This window comes from Micromonospora antibiotica (assembly GCF_017599305.1).
Classification (GTDB): Bacteria; Actinomycetota; Actinomycetes; order Mycobacteriales; family Micromonosporaceae; genus Micromonospora; species Micromonospora antibiotica.
Genome location: NZ_JAGFWR010000019.1, coordinates 37,436 through 56,245, shown reverse-complemented (window position 1 = coordinate 56,245; position 18,810 = coordinate 37,436). Strand labels below are relative to the sequence as shown.

The 18,810-nt window shown below is 73.7% G+C and carries 15 protein-coding genes and 1 pseudogene; 11 read left to right on the top strand and 5 right to left on the bottom strand.

Annotation, left to right across the window (positions count from 1 at the left end; genetic code table 11):
* The first annotated feature begins 289 nt into the window (after positions 1-289).
* Together JQN83_RS24665 and JQN83_RS24660 are read left to right on the top strand one after the other, a co-directional pair.
* A complete protein-coding gene (locus tag JQN83_RS24665) occupies positions 290-586 on the top strand; it encodes a DUF4193 domain-containing protein (protein ID WP_067315205.1) in 297 nt (98 codons plus the stop codon).
* Positions 587-717: 131 nt separating this feature from the next.
* On the top strand, positions 718-1,587 hold the full coding sequence (locus JQN83_RS24660) for a hypothetical protein (protein ID WP_244253119.1): 870 nt from the start codon (positions 718-720) through the stop codon (positions 1,585-1,587).
* A gap of 164 nt (positions 1,588-1,751) precedes the next feature.
* On the opposite strand, the gene JQN83_RS24655 is transcribed toward JQN83_RS24660, so the two are convergent.
* Positions 1,752-2,246, bottom strand: a complete 495-nt coding sequence (locus tag JQN83_RS24655; protein ID WP_208569583.1) for a DUF3093 domain-containing protein — start codon at positions 2,244-2,246, stop codon at positions 1,752-1,754.
* 48 nt (positions 2,247-2,294) lie between these two features.
* Between JQN83_RS24655 and dut the strand changes: the two genes are divergently transcribed.
* The 4 genes from dut to JQN83_RS24635 all read left to right on the top strand — a co-directional run bounded on the left by dut (position 2,295) and on the right by JQN83_RS24635 (position 4,855).
* A complete protein-coding gene (gene dut, locus JQN83_RS24650; protein WP_372444119.1) occupies positions 2,295-2,867 on the top strand; it encodes a dUTP diphosphatase in 573 nt (190 codons plus the stop codon).
* Between the two features lie 25 nt (positions 2,868-2,892).
* A complete protein-coding gene (locus tag JQN83_RS24645; protein ID WP_208569536.1) occupies positions 2,893-3,528 on the top strand; it encodes a DUF3710 domain-containing protein in 636 nt (211 codons plus the stop codon).
* A 266-nt stretch (positions 3,529-3,794) separates the two neighbouring features.
* A complete protein-coding gene (locus JQN83_RS24640; RefSeq protein WP_208569535.1) occupies positions 3,795-4,175 on the top strand; it encodes an OB-fold nucleic acid binding domain-containing protein in 381 nt (126 codons plus the stop codon).
* Positions 4,172-4,855, top strand: a complete 684-nt coding sequence (locus tag JQN83_RS24635) for a DUF3159 domain-containing protein (RefSeq protein ID WP_208569534.1) — start codon at positions 4,172-4,174, stop codon at positions 4,853-4,855. The genes JQN83_RS24640 and JQN83_RS24635 overlap by 4 nt, the downstream gene beginning before the upstream one ends.
* Positions 4,856-4,865: 10 nt before the next feature.
* Here the strand turns inward: JQN83_RS24635 and JQN83_RS24630 are convergent, their stop codons facing one another.
* Complete coding sequence (locus JQN83_RS24630; protein ID WP_208569533.1) at positions 4,866-5,555, bottom strand: potassium channel family protein; 690 nt, start codon at positions 5,553-5,555, stop codon at positions 4,866-4,868.
* Between the two features lie 3 nt (positions 5,556-5,558).
* A complete protein-coding gene (locus JQN83_RS24625) occupies positions 5,559-6,224 on the bottom strand; it encodes a potassium channel family protein (RefSeq protein WP_208569532.1) in 666 nt (221 codons plus the stop codon).
* 160 nt (positions 6,225-6,384) lie between these two features.
* Here JQN83_RS24625 and JQN83_RS24620 point away from each other — a divergent pair, with 160 nt between their 5' ends.
* From JQN83_RS24620 to dxs, 4 genes and pseudogenes are all read left to right on the top strand, one after another.
* Positions 6,385-8,457 carry an APC family permease gene (locus tag JQN83_RS24620; RefSeq protein ID WP_208569531.1) on the top strand — a complete coding sequence of 691 codons (2,073 nt, stop codon included), beginning with the start codon at positions 6,385-6,387 and terminating at the stop codon, positions 8,455-8,457.
* 107 nt (positions 8,458-8,564) lie between these two features.
* Positions 8,565-9,890, top strand: coding sequence for a class I SAM-dependent RNA methyltransferase (locus JQN83_RS24615; protein ID WP_372444122.1), 1,326 nt, complete (start codon positions 8,565-8,567; stop codon positions 9,888-9,890).
* A gap of 9 nt (positions 9,891-9,899) precedes the next feature.
* Complete coding sequence (locus tag JQN83_RS24610) at positions 9,900-11,102, top strand: anhydro-N-acetylmuramic acid kinase (protein WP_208569530.1); 1,203 nt, start codon at positions 9,900-9,902, stop codon at positions 11,100-11,102.
* A gap of 70 nt (positions 11,103-11,172) precedes the next feature.
* Positions 11,173-13,144 (top strand): annotated as a pseudogene (dxs, locus tag JQN83_RS24605) (1-deoxy-D-xylulose-5-phosphate synthase); the annotation flags it as partial.
* Positions 13,145-13,373: 229 nt separating this feature from the next.
* Here the strand turns inward: dxs and JQN83_RS24600 are convergent.
* Entirely contained in the window at positions 13,374-14,570 is a 1,197-nt protein-coding gene (locus JQN83_RS24600) for a hypothetical protein (protein ID WP_208569528.1), read from the bottom strand.
* A 300-nt stretch (positions 14,571-14,870) separates the two neighbouring features.
* Between JQN83_RS24600 and JQN83_RS24595 the strand changes: the two genes are divergently transcribed.
* Entirely contained in the window at positions 14,871-16,790 is a 1,920-nt protein-coding gene (locus tag JQN83_RS24595; protein WP_372444121.1) for a hypothetical protein, read from the top strand.
* 97 nt (positions 16,791-16,887) lie between these two features.
* Here JQN83_RS24595 and JQN83_RS24590 read toward each other — a convergent pair whose 3' ends face one another.
* Positions 16,888-18,753, bottom strand: a complete 1,866-nt coding sequence (locus JQN83_RS24590; protein WP_208569581.1) for a hypothetical protein — start codon at positions 18,751-18,753, stop codon at positions 16,888-16,890.
* Positions 18,754-18,810 lie beyond the last annotated feature (57 nt).

Sequence of the window (18,810 nt, the reverse complement as noted above, 5' to 3'; positions counted from 1 at the left end):
GCGCCAACCGGGAACGGGGTACTACTACCCCTATCTTCGTGTCGCCTGAGTCACATTGGGAACATCTTGGGTCCCTGGGGCGTACATCTCTGCCGCGAGGGCGGTATACATGCCTCGCCTGGGAGGGGGTAAGGTACCGCGCTCGTCGGTGCTTGCCCCGGAGACCTCGATCCAGAGGCCGTCGGGTGGGGCGACCGACACACATTGGTGGCCGGCCAGTGGGAACCGAAACAGCGTCGCCCGGCGTTACAACCGGAAGCGACAACATCGATATGGGAGAGTGAAACCGATGGCCACCGACTACGACGCCCCGCGTCGCGACGAGGTCGACCTCGGCGAGGACAGCCTGGAAGAGCTCAAGGCCCGGCGGGTCGACTCACAGTCGGGTGCCGTGGACGTCGACGAGGCCGAGGTGGCCGAGAGCTTTGAGCTGCCCGGCGCCGACCTGGCCGACGAGGAGCTGACCGTGAAGGTCCTCCCGATGCAGCAGGACGAGTTCCGATGTGGGCGCTGCTTCCTGGTGCATCACCGCAGCCAGTTGGCAGTCGAGCGCAACGGCGACCTGATCTGCCGTGAGTGCGTCTGAGTACCCACCCCACCGGCGGCGGCCTCCTCGCGGGGCCGCCGCTGCCCGAGCCGCCGTGCGCACACGGCGGGTTGCTGCTTGACTCGTACCGGCGTCCACCGGAACCGGTGGGACCTCGGGAGGGCAGGCAGATGAACGAGCACGGCGAGCGGCATGGCGAGTCCGACCCGGACGGGTCGCTGTCCGACGCCGGGCCGCCCGTCGCCGTACCCGAGGACCGGACCGCCGGGGCTGACCCGGCTGCCCGGCCCGGCGACGAGTTGGGCGCGACGGTGGCGGCGCTGACCGCCGACGACATCGCGCCCGCCCGCCGCCGGCAACTGCTCACCCGACTGGTCGGGCAGGCCCGTGGTCGAGGGCTGGGCGACCTGTTCAAGCCGCGGTCGGCGCTACGTTGGATGGCCGACACGGTCGCCGACGTCGCGCCGCACGTCCCGGTCCGGGACCTGGCCACCCTGCGGCTGCACTTCCCCGGTCTGGACGACGAGGCGCTCGCCGACCGGCTCGTCCGCAACGCCGCCCGGGCCACCGCCGGGGTGGGTGCGGCCGGCGGCGGCGTCGCCGCGGTGGAGTGGGCCGTCGCGCCGACCCTGCTCTCCGCGCCGGTGCTGCTCGCCGCCGAGACGGTGGCCGTGGTGTCGATCGAGCTGAAGCTGATCGGCGAGCTGCACGAGATCTACGGGGCGCCGCTGCCCACCGGCACGACCCCCAGGACCGTCGCCCTGCTCCAGTCCTGGGCCAGCCAGCGGGGAATCAACCCGATGGTGCCGGGCGCCGGGGTGGGTGCCGTGCTCGGTACCGCCGCCCGCAAGGAACTACGGGACACCCTGCTCAAGCGTTTCGGCCGCAACCTGACCACGCTGGGCCCGTTCCTCACCGGGGCCGCCGTCGCCAGCTACCTCAACCGTCGGGCCACCCGCTCCCTGGCCGACCAGCTCCGGCGGGACCTGCGCAAGCAGCGCCGGGAGCTGCCCCCCGGCGGGCGCCCCGCCCTGCCTTGACCCACCCCGCCCTGCTGCCCTGACCCGCCCTGCTGCCCTGACCCACCCTGCTGCCCTGACCCACCCCGCCTTGACCCGCCCGCTGCACCCGCGAAGGAGCGGTCGACCCTGACCACGGGCGGGAAGGTCTGCCGGGAGCGGCGCAGTGGCGGGGCCGGCGGCGTTCAGGCCGCGTCGCGGGCGGCCAGCAGGGCGGCGGCCAGCTCGGTCGGCCGGCGGGAACTCACCACCCAGAACGGGGTCGGGTCGGCCGGATCGTCGAGCACCACCTGCACCGCGCCGCCGATCCACGGTCGCTGCACCACGAAGGCCAGCGGGTCCGCACCCACCCCGAGTACCTCGCGCCGGCCCTCGGCGTCGAGCGCGACGGCGTCGGCGACGTACCGCACGGGCAGGTGGGCGTCGTCGACCCACAGCTCACCGCCGTCGACCGCGACCCGGACCCGGCCCAGCCACCACAGCCCGGCCAGGACTGCCGGCAGCAGCAGCACGAACGGCAGCCAGGACCGCACCCCACCGGCACCCATCCACAGCTCGGCGGCGGCGAACCCGGCCAGGGCGAGCCCGGCCAGCCAGCACCACCACGGCAGGCCGAGCCGCTCGGAGTACGTCGGGGCGGCCGCGGCGCGCGGCGTCGACGACGACGGGGAAGGCGACAGGCTCACACTCGAAGGGTACGGAACACGACGGCCGGTCGACCCGGCAGGATGGCAGGGGCACCCCGTGAACGCCGACGGAAGAGGCAGAACGTGACCCACGTCGTACCCGTGCCCGTACGGCAGCTCGATCCGGAGCTGCCGCTGCCCGCGTACGCCCATCCCGGTGACGCCGGCGCCGACCTGGTGGCCGCCGCGGACGTCGAGCTGCCCCCGGGTGGCCGGGCCCTGGTCCCCACCGGCGTGGCGCTGGCCCTGCCGGAGGGCTACGTCGGTCTGGTCCACCCGCGCTCCGGGCTGGCCGCCAGGCTCGGCGTGACGGTGCTCAACGCGCCCGGTACGGTCGACGCCGGCTACCGGGGTGAGATCCTGGTCAACCTGATCAACCACGATCGGGGCGCACCGGCGAAGATCTCCCGTGGCGATCGCATCGCGCAACTCGTTGTCCAGCGGGTGGAGCGGGCCGATTTCCAGCCGGTGGCGGTGCTGCCCGGGTCCCGACGGGGGACCGGCGGGCACGGGTCGACCGGCGGCCATGCCGGGCTCGTGCCCCCGCCCGGTGGCCCGGCCGGGCCCGAGGGCCCCGACCGGGCGGGCGAACGGACGGAAGAGGTGGCAGGGTGAGTGCGAACAGCGGAGGGTGGGCGCAGTGATCTTCTCCCGAAAGCGGGCCGACGGTGGGCGGCACGCCCGTGACCAGCGGGCCGACGTCCTCGACTCGTACGAGGCGGCGGGCCCGGCCCGTGGCCCGTACGACCTCGCCGAGGCACCGGACGACGTGCAGCGGCTCGATCTGGGCAGCCTGCACATCCCGGCGGTGCCCGGGGTCGAGGTGCGGGTGCAGGCCGACCCGCAGGGCGTCGTCCAGCAGGTCGTGCTGGTGAACGGCGACAACGCCCTCCAGCTCGGTGTCTTCGCCGCGCCCCGCTCCGAGGGCATCTGGGACGAGGTGCGCGAGGAGATCCGGCAGTCGCTGGTCGGTGACGGCGCCACCGTCCAGGAGACCCGGGGCGAGTACGGCGTCGAGTTGCACGCCCGGGTGCGTACCCCGGACGGGCCGACCGACCTGCGTTTCGTCGGCATCGACGGGCCGCGCTGGATGGTCCGGGGTGTCTACCAGGGCGCGGTCGCCACCGACCCGGCCGCGGCCGGCCCGCTCGCCACCTGCCTGGACGGCCTGGTGGTCGACCGGGGGCAGGAGGCGAAGCCGGTCCGTGAGCCGCTGCCGCTGCGGTTGCCCCGGGAGATGGCCGACCAGGCCGCCGAGGCCCCGAGCGAGAGCTGAGCGACCCCGTCCGGGCCGGAGGCCGTCACCCGAGGGTGGCCGCACCCGGCCCGGACCGCTGTCCGGCTTCGGACCGGGCCATCGTCGACCGGGTGGTCGTCGGTCGGGTGGGACTCGGTCGGGTGGGCCCGGGCTTCGGGCCGGGACCGGCACACCGCACCGACGCCGTCGGGGCCCGATCGGCGTACGCTGGCGGCACGGTCCCGCCCGGGGTCGGAGCAGCGCCGGTGCCGACCGGTCCACCTGGAGAGGGTGACGCGGAGGTCATGTCGACCGACGAGAGCAGGAAGTCACTGCGGGACATCCTGCGCCGGTTCACCGCCAGCGAGGCCGAGATCGAGGCGCAGGAGCTGCGCCGGGAGAGCGCCGAATCCGGTGGCGTGCTGGCCCGGCAGTGCATGCGGGGGCAGGTGGTCTCGGTCGCCGGGCGGCTCCGCACGGTGGTCTACACGCCGCGCACCAACCTGCCCACCCTGGAGGCGGACCTCTACGACGGCAGTGACGTGGTCACCCTGGTCTGGCTGGGTCGACGGCACATCGCCGGCATCGAGCCGGGCCGGCACCTCACCGCCCGGGGCCGGGTGGCCGTCCGGGACGACCGCAAGGTCATCTACAACCCGTACTACGAGCTGGAGTCGCCGAAGTGACGACAGGACAGCCCCCGGCCACCGAGCCGCAGACCACCCCGGCGGACGACGAACGGCTGCCCAGCCTCGCCGAGCAGATGGCCGACCAGTTGGGCGGCTGGCGCGGGCTGGTCGAGTCCAGCATCCCGGTGGTGGTCTTCGTGCTGGCCAACGTGGTCGGGGAGCTGCGGCCGGCGGTGATCGCCTCGGTCGGGGTGGCGCTGCTGATCGCGGTGGTCCGGCTGGTCCAACGCCGTCCGGTCCGGCACGCCGTCAACGGGCTCTTCGGCGTGGGCATCGGGGCGGCCATCGCCTGGCGTACCGGGGACGAACGGGACTTCTACCTCCCGGGCATCCTCTACGGCATCGGCTACGGCATCGCCCTGCTGCTCTCCGCGGTGATCCGGCAACCCCTGGTGGGGTGGATCTGGTCGGTGCTGGTCGCCAAGGGGCGCTCCGAGTGGCGCGACGACCCCCGGCTGGTGCGCACCTTCACCCAGCTCACCGTGCTCTGGGGAGTGGTGTGGCTGGCCAAGGTCGGGGTGCAGGCCGGGCTCTACCTGGCCCACCAGGACACCGCGCTGGGGGTGGCCCGGCTCGCCCTGGGCTACCCGCCGTACGCGCTGCTGCTGCTGATCACGGTCTGGACGGTGCGCCGGGTGACCCGGGAGAACGCCCCGACGCCGCTGCCGGGCAGCTGACCGGCAGCGCTCAGGTCGCGCCCCGGGTCCGTTCCACGCTGTCCGGGCCGAGGATCACCCCGCGCACGTCGTCCTCCACCTGGGCGGTGCACACGAAGATCAGCTCGTCGCCGGCCTCGATCGGGTCGTCGGGGCTGGGCACCAGCACCCGCTTACCGCGCAGGATCGCCACCAGCGCGGCGTCCCGGGGGAGCGGCACGGCGTGGATCGGCTGGCCGACGTAGGGCGCGGTCGGCGGCAGGGTGATCTCCACCAGGTTCGCCTCGCCCTGCCGGAACGTCATCAACCGGACCAGGTCGCCGACGGTGACCGCCTCCTCGACCAGCGCGGCCATCACCCGGGGCTTGCTGACCGCCACGTCGACGCCCCACTGCTCGGTGAACAACCACTCGTTCTCGGCCCGGTTGACCCGGGCCACCACCCGGGGCACCGCGAACTCGGTCTTGGCCAGCAGGGACACCACCAGGTTGACCTTGTCGTCACCGGTGGCGGCGACCACCACGTCGCAGCCCGCGACGTTCGCCTCCTCCAGGCTGGCCAGCTCGCAGGCGTCAGCCAGCACCCAGTCGGCGGTGGGCACCCGGTCCGGGCGCAGCATCCGCGGCTGCCGTTCGATCAGCATCACCTGGTGGCCGTTGTCGATCAGCTCCTGGGCGATCGACCGGCCCACGTTGCCGGCGCCCGCGATGGCGATCCGCATGGCTCAGTGCCCTCCTTCGGGCGGCGTCGCGGCCACCGCGGTGACCGAGGCGGCGATGTCGTCGGTGACCAGCACGTAGAGCTGGTCACCCTCCTGTACGACGCTGGAGGCGGTGGGCAGCATGCCGATGCCGAACCGGGTCAGGTACGCCACCCTGGTCCCCGCCGTCTGCTCCAGTTGGCTCAGCGGTCGACCGATCCAGTCCTTGTGCACCGGCACCTCGATGATCGACACGGTGCTGGTCGGGTCCCGGAAGATCTCCACGTTGCCCTCGGGGACCAGGTGGCGCAGCATCCGGTCGGCCGTCCAGCGGACGGTGGCGACGGTGGGGATGCCGAGCCGCTCGTAGACCTGGGCCCGGCGCTGGTCGTAGATCCGGGCCGCGACCCGGGAGACGCCGAACGTCTCGCGGGCCAGCCGGGCCGAGATGATGTTGGAGTTGTCGCCGCTGGAGACGGCGGCGAAGGCGTCCGCCCGCTCGATGCCGGCCTGGCGCAGCACCTCGCCGTCGAAGCCGGCACCGGTGACGGTGATCCCGGCGAAGTCGGGGCCGAGGCGGCGGAACGCGTCGGCGTCGTGGTCGATCACCGCCACCGAGTGCCCCCGGGACTCCAGGCTCTGGGCCAGCGTCGAGCCGACCCGCCCACAGCCCATGATCACGACGTGCACGGTGTCCCTCCCAAGGTGCGCCTGCGTCCGGCGACTGTCGTCTGCGAGCCTGCCACGTCCACCCCGCCGACGGGGGACCGAACCGTACCGCGCCGGGGCGTGGGAGCGGGATCAGGCACCCCCCGGCGACCACCATCCGGTGGTCGTACCCTTAGCGCTTGTGGCCAGTCCCACCTCGCTGCTGAAGCGACTCCTCGTCGGTCGACCGTTCCGGTCCGACCGGCTCCAACACACCCTGCTGCCCAAGCGCATCGCCCTGCCGGTCTTCGCCTCCGACGCGCTGTCCAGCGTCGCGTACGCCCCCGACGAGATCCTGCTGACCCTCTCCATCGCCGGGGCGTCGGCGTTCCTGTTCTCCCCGTGGATCGCCCTCGCGGTGGTCGTGGTCATGCTGACCGTGGTGGCCAGCTACCGGCAGAACGTGCACGCGTACCCCTCCGGCGGCGGCGACTACGAGGTGGCCACGGTCAACCTGGGTCCCCGGGCGGGGCTGGCGGTGGGCAGCGCGCTGCTTGTCGACTATGTGCTGACCGTCGCCGTGTCGGTCTCCTCCGGGGTGGCCAACCTCGGTTCGGTGGTGCCCTTCGTGGCCACCCACAAGGTGTTGATCGCGGTGACCGCGGTGGTGCTGTTGACCGCGATGAACCTGCGTGGGCTGCGTGAGTCCGGCACCGCGTTCGCCATCCCGACGTACGGCTTCGTGATCGTCATCGGCGGCATGATCCTCACCGGGCTGGTCCGGTACTTCATCCTCGGCGACGACCTGCGCGCCCCCAGCGCCGGGCTGGAGATCCAGGCCGAGCACAGCGTGACCGGCTTCGCGCTGATCTTCCTGCTGCTGCGGACCTTCTCCTCCGGCTGCGCCGCGCTGACCGGGGTCGAGGCGATCTCCAACGGGGTGCCGGCGTTCAAGGCCCCGAAGAGCCGCAACGCGGCCACCACCCTGCTGCTGCTCGGCACGATCTCGGTGTCCATGCTGGTCGGCATCATCTGGCTGGCCCGGCTGACCGGCCTGCAGTTCGTCGAGGACCCGAACACGCAGATCCTCTCCGGCCCCGACGGGTACGTGCAGAAGACCGTCACCACCCAGCTCGGCGAGACCGTCTTCGGTGGCGGGTCGGTGCTGCTCTACGTGGTCGCCGGGATGACCGCGCTGATCCTCTTCCTGGCCGCGAACACCGCGTTCAACGGCTTCCCGGTGCTCGGTTCGATCCTCGCCCAGGACCGCTACCTGCCCCGGCAACTGCACACCCGGGGCGACCGGCTGGCGTTCTCCAACGGCATCGTCTTCCTCGCCGTCTTCGCGATCGTGCTGATCGTCGGTTTCCAGGCCGAGGTGACCCGGCTGATCCAGCTCTACATCGTCGGCGTCTTCGTCTCGTTCACGCTCTCCCAGGCCGGCATGATCCGGCACTGGAACCGGCACCTGCGCACCGAGCGTGACCCGCAGGCCCGCCGCCGGATGTTCCGCTCCCGGGCGATCAACGCGTTCGGCATGGCGATGACCGGCACCGTCCTGGTCATCGTGCTGATCACCAAGTTCCTGCTCGGCGCGTGGATCGCCATCGCCGCGATGGCGGTGATCTACGTGCTGATGCTGGCCATCCGCCGGCACTACGACCGGATCGCCGCCGAGCTGGAACCGACCGAGGTGCGCGGGGTGCTGCCCGCCCGCAACCACGCCATCGTGCTGGTCAGCAAGCTGCACCAGCCGACCCTGCGGGCCATCGCGTACGCCCGTGCCACCCGGCCGGACACGCTGACCGCGGTCACCGTCAACGTGGACGAGAAGGACACCCGGCAGCTCCAGCAGGAGTGGGAGCGGCGGGAAGTGCCGGTGCCGCTGACCGTGGTCGACTCGCCGTACCGGGAGATCACCAGGCCGATCCTGAACTTCGTGGCGAACACCCGCCGGGAGTCGCCCCGCGACGTGGTCACCGTCTTCATCCCCGAGTACGTCGTGGGCCACTGGTGGGAGAACCTGCTGCACAACCAGAGCGCGCTGCGGCTCAAGGGCCGGCTGCTCTTCGAGCCGGGCGTGATGGTGACCAGTGTGCCCTGGCAGTTGGCGTCCACCGCGACCAAGAACCTCGACCGGCTGGACGAGACGTTGAGCCGTACCCCCGCCCGGGGTCCCCGGGTCGCGCCGCGCAGCACCCTGCCGCCGCCCGCCCCGCCGGTGAGCGCCGTCCCGTCGGGCGAGCCCGACCCGTCGACCGGAGACCGCCCGTGACCGCCCGATCCCGCCCCACCCGTTCCGCGACCACCGCCCGTTCCGGCCCGGCCCTGCCCGAGGCAGCCGGGTCCGAGGCGGGACGGTCCGAGGTGGCCGGGTCCGAGGTGGGTCGGTCGGCGGTCGGGGCCGGTGGGTCCGGGGCGGAGCGGCGGCCCGGGCTGGAGGAGGCCGAGCGGGTCGAGTTGACAGTCGACGCGGTCGCCCCCGGTGGGCACTGCGTGGCCCGGGTCGACGGCCAGGTGGTCTTCGTCCGGCACGCGTTGCCCGGTGAGCGGGTGATCGCCGAGGTGACCGAGCTGCACCGGGGCTTCGCCCGCGCCGACGCCGTCGAGATCGTCGCGGCTGCACCGGAGCGGGTCACCCCGCCCTGCCCGTACGCCCGGCCGGGCGGTTGTGGTGGTTGCGACCTGCAACACGTGGCCCCGGCCGCCCAGCTCGGCTGGAAGACGGCAGTGGTCCGTGAGCAGCTCACCCGGCTGGGCGGGCTCACCGACGCCGAGATCGACGGGCTGCGGGTCACCGTGGAGCCGTTGCCCGGCGGCCCGCTGGGCTGGCGCTCCCGGGTCCGCTACGCGGTCGACGCCGCCGGCCGGGCCGGGCTGCTCAAGCACCGCTCGCACGAGGTGGTGCCGATCGACCGCTGCCTGATCGCCCACCCGGCGATCCAGGAACTGCCGCTGCTCGGTCGGCCCTGGCCGACGGCCGAGTCGGTGGAGGTCGTCGCCTCGACCGGCGGCGACGTCGTGGTCACCGCCCTGACCGACGGGGTGCCCACCCTGGTCGACCTGCCCGGCCAGCCGGCTACGACCGTCGACGTCCCGGGTGGGCCGGCGGCCGAGGTCGACGGACCGGCGACGGTACGGGAGGTCGCCGCCGGTCGGAACTGGACGCTGCCGGCCGGCGGGTTCTGGCAGGTGCACCCGGCCGCCGCCGACACCCTGGTCGACGCGGTCCTCGACCTGCTCGCCCCGCAGCCCGGCGAGTCCGCCTGGGACCTGTACGGCGGGGCGGGCCTGTTCGCCGGCGCGCTCGCCGCCCGGGTCGGCCCGGACGCCCGGGTCACCGTGGTCGAGTCCGCCGCCGAGGGGGTCGCCGCCGCCCGGCGCAACCTGGCCGACCTGTCCCGGGTCGAGGTGGTCGCCGCCCGGGTGGAGACCGCGTTGGCCCGCCGCCGGATCACCGGCCCGGTCGACCTGGTGGTGCTCGATCCGCCGCGTACCGGTGCGGGCGCGGCGGTGGTCCGGGACATGATCGCCGCCGACCCCCGGGCGATCGCCTACGTGGCCTGCGACCCGGCCGCCTTCGCCCGGGACGTGCGCACCTTCACCCGGGCCGGCTGGCGGCTCGCCGCCCTGCGCGGCTACGACCTGTTCCCGATGACCCAGCACGTCGAACTGGTCGGCCTGTTCCTGCCGCCGCCCGCTGACTAACCTGGCCCGATGAGGATCGTCGGGCTCATGTCGGGCACCTCGTACGACGGGGTGGACGTGGTCGCCGCCGAGTTCACCGCCGTCGGGCAGACGCTGTGGATGCGGGCGTTGGGGCACCGGGAGTTGGGCTACGACGCGGAGTTGCGGGAGCGGATCGGGGCGGTGCTGCCGCCGAACCCGACCACGGTCGAGGCGGTCTGCCGGCTCGACAACGCCCTCGGTGCGGTGTTCGCCGACGCCGCCGCACTCGGCGTCGCGCTGGCCGGCGGGCGGGCCGACGTCGTCGTCTCCCCCGGGCAGACGGTCTTCCACTGGGTCGACGGCGGCACCGTGCACGGCACCCTCCAGCTCGGTGCGCCGGCCCGGGTCGCCGCCCGGGTGGGCGTACCCGTGCTGTCGGACCTGCGGTCGGCGGACGTCGCCGCCGGTGGCCAGGGCGCCCCGCTGGTCCCCGCCTTCGACGCCCTGCTGCTCGCCCCCGACGACCCGGCCGGGGCGCGCGGTGACCTGGGCGGGCGACCCGGCGGCGGGGTGCGGGCGGCGCTCAACCTGGGCGGCATCGCCAACCTCACCGTGGTCGCCCCGGACGCACCCGTGCTCGGGTACGACGTGGGCCCGGCCAACGCCCTGCTCGACGCGGCGGCCCGCCGGTTCCTCGACCGGCCCTGCGACGTCGACGGGGTACGGGCGGCGGCCGGCCGGGTGCACCCCGGGCTGCTGGCGCTGCTGCTCGCCGAGCCCTACTACGCGGCACCACCGCCCAAGTCCACCGGCAAGGAGCTGTTCCACCCCGGCTACCTCGACGACCGGCTGGCGGCGCTCGGGGAACCGGTCGCCCGCGACGACGTGTTCGCCACGCTGACCGAGCTGACCGCCCGGACCGTGGTCGACGCCTGCCGGCGGCACCGGGTGACCGAGCTGGTGGCCGCCGGTGGCGGGGTCCGTAACCCGACCCTGTGGGGTCGGCTGGCCGCCCTCGGCGACGGCCGCTGGACGCTGCGGACCACCGACGAGCTGGGGGTGCCCGCCCAGGCCCGGGAGGCGTACGCGTTCGCCCTGCTGGGCTGGCTGTCCTGGCACGGCCTGCCGGGGGCGCTGCCCTCGGTGACCGGGGCCCGCCGGGCGGCCGTACTGGGGTCCTGGACCCCGTCCGGGCCGCCGGCCGGGGTGACCGGGACGCTCCCGCCGCGTCGACTGGTCGTGCGGGGCTGATCCGGGCCCCCACCAGCGATGATCCACGGCCGCACTGCGGAGTGTGCGACGGCCGATAGACTCTCTCGTCATGAGTGTTGACGAGGACACGGCCCACCACGGCCGGCTGCTGGGCACCGTGCGTGGTCCGCAGGACGTGAAGCGGATGACCGGCGAACAGCTGGACATCCTCGCCGCCGAGATCCGTGACTTCCTGATCGCCAAGGTCTCCCGCACGGGTGGGCACGTCGGCCCCAACCTGGGGGTGGTGGAGCTGACCCTGGCCATGCACCGGGTCTTCGACTCCCCGCGCGACCGGCTCCTGTTCGACACCGGCCACCAGTCGTACGTGCACAAGATCCTCACCGGCCGGCAGGACGGCTTCGACAAGCTCCGCCAGCGCGGTGGCCTGTCCGGCTACCCCAGCCAGGCCGAGAGCGAGCACGACCTGATCGAGAACTCGCACGCCTCCACCGCCCTGTCCTACGCCGACGGGCTGGCCAAGGCGTACGCCCTGCGTGGCGAGCAGCGCAGCGTGGTCGCCGTGGTCGGCGACGGCGCGCTCACCGGCGGCATGTGCTGGGAGGCGCTGAACAACATCGCCACCGCCGGCAACCGGCTGGTCATCGTGGTCAACGACAACGGCCGCTCCTACTCGCCGACCATCGGCGGCCTGGCCGACCACCTGTCGTCGCTGCGGCTCAACCCCGGCTACGAGAAGGTCCTCGACACGGTCAAGGACGCCCTCGGCAACACCCCGTTCGTCGGCAAGCCGATGTACGAGGTGCTGCACGCGGTCAAGAAGGGCATCAAGGACGCGGTCGCCCCGCAGGCGATGTTCGAGGACCTCGGCATCAAGTACGTCGGCCCGGTCGACGGGCACGACATCGCCGCCGTCGAGTCGGCGCTGCGCGCGGCCAAGAACTTCGGCGGCCCGGTGATCGTGCACGCGGTGACCCGCAAGGGCTACGGCTACCGCCCGGCCGAGGAGGACGAGGCGGACTGCCTGCACGGTCCGGGCGCGTTCGACGCCGAGACCGGCAAGCTGCTCGCCGCCCCGTCGGTGAAGTGGACCCAGGTCTTCGCCGACGAGCTGGTCGCCATCGCCGACGAACGGCCCGACGTGGTGGGGATCACCGCCGCGATGGCCGAGCCCACCGGCATCGCCACCCTGGCCCGCAAGCACCCCCACCGGGTGTACGACGTGGGCATCGCCGAGCAGCACGCGGCCACCTCCGCGGCCGGCCTGGCGATGGGCGGCCTGCACCCGGTGGTGGCGGTCTACGCGACCTTCCTCAACCGCGCCTTCGACCAGGTCCTGCTGGACGTGGCGATGCACAAGCTGCCGGTGACGTTCGTGCTGGACCGCGCCGGCATCACCGGGCCGGACGGACCGAGCCACTACGGCATCTGGGACATGTCGGTCTTCGGGGTGGTGCCGGGGCTGCGGATCGCCGCCCCCCGCGACTCCGCCAGCCTCCGCGAGGAGCTGCGCGAGGCGATCGCCGTCGACGACGGGCCCACCATCGTCAGGTTCCCCACCGGCACCGTCGCCGCCGACCTGCCGGCCATCCGCCGGGTCGGCCCGGTCGACGTGCTGGCCGAGTCGGCCCGTACCGACGTGCTGCTGGTGGCGGTCGGCTCGTTCGGGCTGCTCGGGATGGAGGTGGCGTCCCGGCTGGCCGAGCAGGGCTACGGCGTCACCGTGGTCGACCCGCGCTGGGTGCGTCCGGTGCCGGCCGAGCTGGTCGAGCTGGCCGCCGGGCACCGCCTCGTGGTCAGCGTCGAGGACGGCGTCCGCATCGGTGGTGTCGGTGACGCGTTGGGCCAGGCGCTGCGCGACGCCGACGTCCGGGTGCCGCTGCGCGACCTGGGCGTACCGGCCGACTGGCACCCGCACGGTACCCGGGCGCAGATCCTGGCCGACCTGCGGTTGACCGCGCAGGACGTGGCCCGCGACGTCACCGGCTGGATCTCCGGCCTGGACGGCGACGCCCCCACGGTGGAAACCGTCCGCCTCCCCGCCCGCGACACCACCCCCAACTGACCCACCCCGACCCCGCAGGGGCGGTCACGGCACCGCCGTGACCGCCCCTGCGTCGTCTCTCTCCCGCGCCCCGCCCCCGCCCGCCCGCCTGCCTGCCCGCCCGCTCGCCGCCGCCGACCCCGGTGATCAAGAGGTTTGCGTCACCTGCGGCGGCCACCGTGACGCAAACCTCTTGATCACCGGGGCGAGCGGGGGAGTCGGGGCGAGAGGGAGGGCGGGCCGGGGTGGGGCGGGGTGGGGCGGGGTCAGCGGCCGCCGGCGGAGCGGTAGTAGGTTTTTTCGGCGGTGGCCAGGCTGAAGGTCTGGCGGGCGGCGGGCAGCGGGACGACCACCAGGCCGGGGCGGTCCACCAGGCGGGGGGTGCCGGGCGGCACCGACAGGGACGCGTCCCGGTTGCCCCGCCAGGTCAGCACCACCAGCGGCTGCCCCGGCACCGGCAGGACGTACGTCTGGAGCGGGTTGGACCGGTCGGCGGGGGAGACCACCGGTGTGCCGTCGCCGGCCGGGCGGTAGACCACCGCGGTCATCGTCCCCGCGTCGGTCTCCCAGGTCAGCTGCTCCAGGTCACCGGGGTCGGCTCCGCCGCCCAGCATCATCTCGCCGATCGCCCGGACGGCCACCTTCTCCATCGGCCACGACTCGGGCACCGACCGGGGTGCGTCCCGGTCGCCGATGCGGCGCGGGATGCTCCCGAACGGGCCCTGCTCGTCGGCGAGCATGCAGGTGTCCAGCCCGTCGAGGGCCCGCCGGCCGGAGCCGGTGTCGTCGCGGACCAGGGGGTACCTCGGGTCGGCGGTGGCGACGCCCAGGTCGAGCAGGCGGTCGGCGGCCCGCCCCCGGGGCAGCGACTCGGTGGCCCGCAGGGTGGCCGTCACCGGCACCGCCCGGCACTCGGGCACCTTGACCGCGCCGGTCAGCCCGTCGGTCAGCAGCAGCGCCCGACCGTCCGGGCCGAGCAGGCGTTCCACCCGGCCGGAGGTCAGGTAACGCCGGCCGTCGGGCAGGTGCAGCGGGAGCACGTCGGCGTAGACCAGGTAACCCGGGTCGGTGTACTCGCTGGCCCGGGTCACCTCGTACCGGCCGTCGCGACCGGTGAGCTGAAGCAGCCAGGAGGCGCTCTCCCCGGGCACGTCGGCCGCGACCAGGGCCAGCGGGACGCCGTCGACCGCACCCGACCACAGGATGCCCGACGACGGCAGGTGGGCGCGGTCGTCGATCGGGGAGCGCCAGGCACGGACCGCCTCGGTCACCGCCGACGTCGCCGTGGCGTCCCCGGCGAGCGACCCGCGGGGCGGCCACACCGCGCGGGTGCCGTCCAGGCTGTCGTAGCCGACCCGCAGCTCGCGGGCCTGACGCTCGGCGACCGGGCCGCACGCCGGGACCGCCAGCAGCAGGCCGAGCAGCACGGCGACAGTCGTGCCACGACGGCGAACCGAAGCCATCCCTACGCCCCCGATCGCGTCGCCGTCGTTGTCGGAAGCCCACATGGTACGCAACGCCCGGTGACGCCCCGCAGCCGTGTCCCCGATGACCACAAGGGACACCAGAGTGAATTTCGGGCTTTTTCCCGGCTCCGGTAGACTCCGCCGACTGTGACGTCTGCCGAGCCCCGTGGCGCCTCCGCACCGGCCCCCGACGACTCCGAGGGCCCTGCCCGCGGCACGACGGCCACCGCGACAGCGCCCCCACCCGTGACCCGTACCACCCCTGCCGACCTGCGTATCACCGGAGTGCCGGCACCCGTGGACCGGACCGTCGAGGCGACGCCGGTCGACGCGCCACCGGTGGAGGCCGCGCCCGTCGGGGCAGCCGACGGGTCGGAAGTCGACGGCGACGGCACGGCGACGGTGGGCGTACCGGAGCGGGGGGCGGCGGACACGGACGGTGACGGCGCGACGCCGGCCGCGTGGTGGCGGCGCTGGCGCTGGACCGCCCGCCGCAAGGACCTGGTGGTGTACGGCATCTTCCTGCTCGTCGCGCTCTGGGTGACCAGCCGGATCTGGGCCGACCCGGCCGGCCGGGTGGCCTCGCTCTACAGCAGCGACCCGGCGCAGGTGCAGTTCTTCCTGGCCCACTCGGTGCGGGTGGTGCTGCACGGGGAGTTCCCGTTCTACACCGACCAGTTCAACTTCCCCGACGGCGTCAACCTGATGGCCAACACGGCGGTGCTGGCGCTGGGCATCCCGATGGTGCCGGTCACCCTGCTGTTCGGGCCGGCGGTGTCCTTCGTGGTGCTGGTCACCCTCGGCCTCGCCGGCACCGCCGCCGCCTGGTACCACGTGCTGTCCCGGCACCTGGTGCGGCGGCGGCTCGCCGCGGCGGTCGGCGGCTGGTTCTGCGGGTTCTCCCCGGCGATGCTCTCGCACGCCAACTGGCACCCCAACATCATCAGCCAGTTCCTGCTGCCGTTCATCGTGTGGCGGGTGATGGTGCTGACCCGTTCCACCCGGCCGCTGCGCGACGGCCTGCTGCTCGCCGTGCTGGTCACCGGGCAGGCGTTCATCAACGAGGAGATCCTGCTCTTCACCGCCCTGGCCTGCGGCATCTTCCTGATCGCCATGGTGGCCCAGCGGCCGGCGCTGTGGTCGGCGGCGTGGCGGCCCCTGGCCAAGGGGGTGGCCGCGTGCGCGGTGCTGGCCGGGGCGCTGCTGGCGTACCCGCTCTACATCCAGTTCGCCGGGCCGATGGCCTACCACGGGCTCAGCGACGCGGTGCAGGACTACGGCAACGACATCGCCGCCTTCTTCGCCCCCGGCTCGCCCACCTTCGGCGGCAACGAACGGGCCAACGTCAATCTGGCCCCGAACTACTCCGAGGAGAACGCCTTCTTCGGCTGGAGCCTGTCGCTGATCGCCGTCGGCATCGTGCTCTGGCTGCGCCGCGAACGCCTCGTCCGGGCGCTCGCCGTCACCGGCGCGTTCTTCGCGCTGCTCTCCCTCGGCGAGCGGATCTCCTGGTGGGGGCGGGACCTGGTCACCGGGCCGTGGGAGCTGCTGGTGCGGTTGCCGCTGCTGGACGCGGTGGTGCCCACCCGGTTCGCGCTGATCACCTCCGTGGTGATCGGCATGCTGCTGGCGCTGGCCGTGCAGCGGGCCTGGACGCTGCGCGGCGCACAGTGGCAGCACGCCAAGACCGTCACGGTGGCCGCCCTGGTGCTGGCCCTGCTGCCGATCGTGCCGATGCCGCTGAAGGTGACCTCCCGCCCGCCGGTGCCGGACTTCATCACCGCCGACCGCTGGCGGGAGTACGTCGGCCCCGGGCAGACCCTGGTGCCGGTGCCCGTGCCCAGCATGGGCAACACCCACGGGATGCGCTGGGCGGCGGCCACCAACCTGGACTTCAAGATCCCCGGTGGCTACTTCCTCGCCCCGCGCAACGGCAACACCGGTGACCCGGGGCGGTTCGGCGGGCGGCCCAGCGGCATCGGGCAGCTCCTCGACGAGGTGGCCACCACCGGGCGTACCACCAAACTGGACGACCGGCAGCGCCGGCGCAGCCTGGACGAGCTGCGGCACTGGAACGCCGCCGTGCTGGTGCTGCCGTTGCGTCAGCACAACGCGGAGCCGTTGCGCCGGACCGTCGAGCAGTTGGTCGGCCCCGCCCGCCGGGAACTCGACGTGTGGGTGTGGGACGTCCGGCCGCTGTCCGCCCGCACCGCCTGACCGGTCCGGCCCGGCCGCCCGCACCGCCTGACCGTTCCGGTCCGGCCCGGCCGGACCACGGTCCGACCGGGCCGGGCTGCGCGACGGGCCGGGCGGGTCAGCCGACCAGCGGGCGGACGTCCCAGAGCCAGACGTCGTCGACCCGCTGCGCCGGGCCGAGCAGGCCGGTCATCAGGTCCCGCAGCACCGCCTCGCGCGGATGGGCGCCCAGCACCACCACCGAGGCCCGCCAGAACCGCAGGTCCGCCACCGCCTGCCGACGGTTCTCCTCGGTCAGGGCGGGCACCGTGCCGGCGTCCATGGTGGCGTAGACCAGGGTGCTGGTCGGCCGGTTCGGGGCACCGAAGACACCCTGACCCAGCTCGTTGGGGCCGATGAAGTAACCGCCGGGCACCGGGAACTCGTGCCCGGTCAGCGCGCTCCACCGCAGCGTGGGCAGGCCGTGCACGTTGCTCGGGATCGGCACCGGCACCAGGGTGCGCCCGTCCGGCACGTACGGCCGCCAGCCGCCCGCGGTGATGAAGTGCGGGGGCAGGTCGATGTGCTGCGCGGGCAGCGGACGGGGGAACAGCGGCAGCACCGCCAGCGCGATCGCCGCGTACCCGACCGGGCGGACCCAGCGGCGGCGGGCCGGCGGCCCCGACGGGTCGGGCACGGCGGTGGGGGTGGCGTCGTCGGCGGCGGCGCGGGGCGCGGGCACCCGGGGCCGGCGGTGGCCGCCCAGCGCGTCCCAGGCCAGCGCGAGCAGGACACCGACCGCACCGGTCACCACCAGGGTCAGCCGGGTCGGCATCATCATCTCGACCAACGGCAGATCGTCGGAGATGTACGCCCACGGGCCGTCGACGGTGGTCTCCACCCCGTTGAACCGCACCTTGGGGCCGATCGCCGCGACGGTGAAGACGACCACCAGCACCCCGGCGATCCGGGCGGCCAGCGACCGCCGCCAGAGCAGCACCAGGGCGGCCACCGCGACCAGCACCAGCGGCCAGCCGAACCAGGTGTTCTGCTCGGTCAGTCCGATGGTCTTCTCGACCGCCTCGTCCCCGGCCACCGTGTCCCGGGCGAAGGTGACGAAGGCCATCAGGTCCTCGCCCCAGTTGTGGAACACCCCGCCCTGCAACCCCCGGTAGGACTGCGGCCCGTTGAACTGGTACCAGATCGGGTACGCGGTGAGCAGCAGCGCCAGCCCGCCGCCGACCCCGAGCGCGGCCAGGAAGCCACCGGCCCGGGCGCGGGCCTCGCGGGGCCGCTGCACCACGTACGCCACCACCGCCACCAGGCAGGCCAGCGCGGTCAGCAGCAGCATCTCCTCGTTGATGAAGACCTGGTACGCCACCAGCAGCCCCAGCACCAGCCCGTCGCGGCGCCACCGGCCGGGCCGGCCCAGCAGCAGCACCCGGGTCACGATCACCGGCAGCAGGAAGTTGGAGACGAAGTTGGGCTGCCCGTTGGCGTGGTGCACGATGCCCGGGGCGAAACCGAGGAACGCGCCGCCGACGAACGCGCCGGCCCGCGAGCGCACCAGGTGCCGGGAGAGCATCCAGTACGAGGTGGCCGCCGTCGCGGCGAGCGCCCCGCCCAGATAGAGGGCGTAGGTCACCTGTGGGCCGAACAGCAGCGTGACCGGGGCCAGCGGGATGGTCATGCCCAGCAGCGAGGTGTTCGCCATCATGTTCACCCCGTCCGGGGCGTTCTGCCGGGCGCTGAACAGCGGGTTCTCCAGGTGCCGCACCGAGTACGCGCCGTGGGTGAACAGCCACTCGAACCAGCTGTGGTCGGTCGGCAGGTGGGACGACACCCGGTGCTGCACGTCCACCCAGTAGTTCAGGCACACCAGAACGCCGATCAGCACATAGGCTCCGATGGCGAGCACGTCGACCCGGCCCGGACGACGGCGGGGCCGCCGGTGCGGGTCTGTCGCGTCCGGCTCGACGGCGTCGGGCACGGACGTCGGGTTCAACGAGGGATCTACCACCGGCACGGCCACGACGGGCCATCGTACAGGCGACGGTCGGCC

What these genes read in the sequence shown, in the direction of transcription:
- JQN83_RS24610 (WP_208569530.1), top strand. Translation starts at nt 9,900, where the DNA reads ATGAGGATCGTCGGGCTCATGTCGGGCACCTCGTACGACGGGGTGGAC.
- dut (WP_372444119.1), top strand. Translation starts at nt 2,295, where the DNA reads ATGGCAGGGGCACCCCGTGAACGCCGACGGAAGAGGCAGAACGTGACC.
- JQN83_RS24600 (WP_208569528.1), bottom strand. Translation starts at nt 14,570, where the DNA reads ATGGCTTCGGTTCGCCGTCGTGGCACGACTGTCGCCGTGCTGCTCGGC.
- JQN83_RS24630 (WP_208569533.1), bottom strand. Translation starts at nt 5,555, where the DNA reads ATGCGGATCGCCATCGCGGGCGCCGGCAACGTGGGCCGGTCGATCGCC.
- JQN83_RS24640 (WP_208569535.1), top strand. Translation starts at nt 3,795, where the DNA reads ATGTCGACCGACGAGAGCAGGAAGTCACTGCGGGACATCCTGCGCCGG.
- JQN83_RS24665 (WP_067315205.1), top strand. Translation starts at nt 290, where the DNA reads ATGGCCACCGACTACGACGCCCCGCGTCGCGACGAGGTCGACCTCGGC.
- JQN83_RS24660 (WP_244253119.1), top strand. Translation starts at nt 718, where the DNA reads ATGAACGAGCACGGCGAGCGGCATGGCGAGTCCGACCCGGACGGGTCG.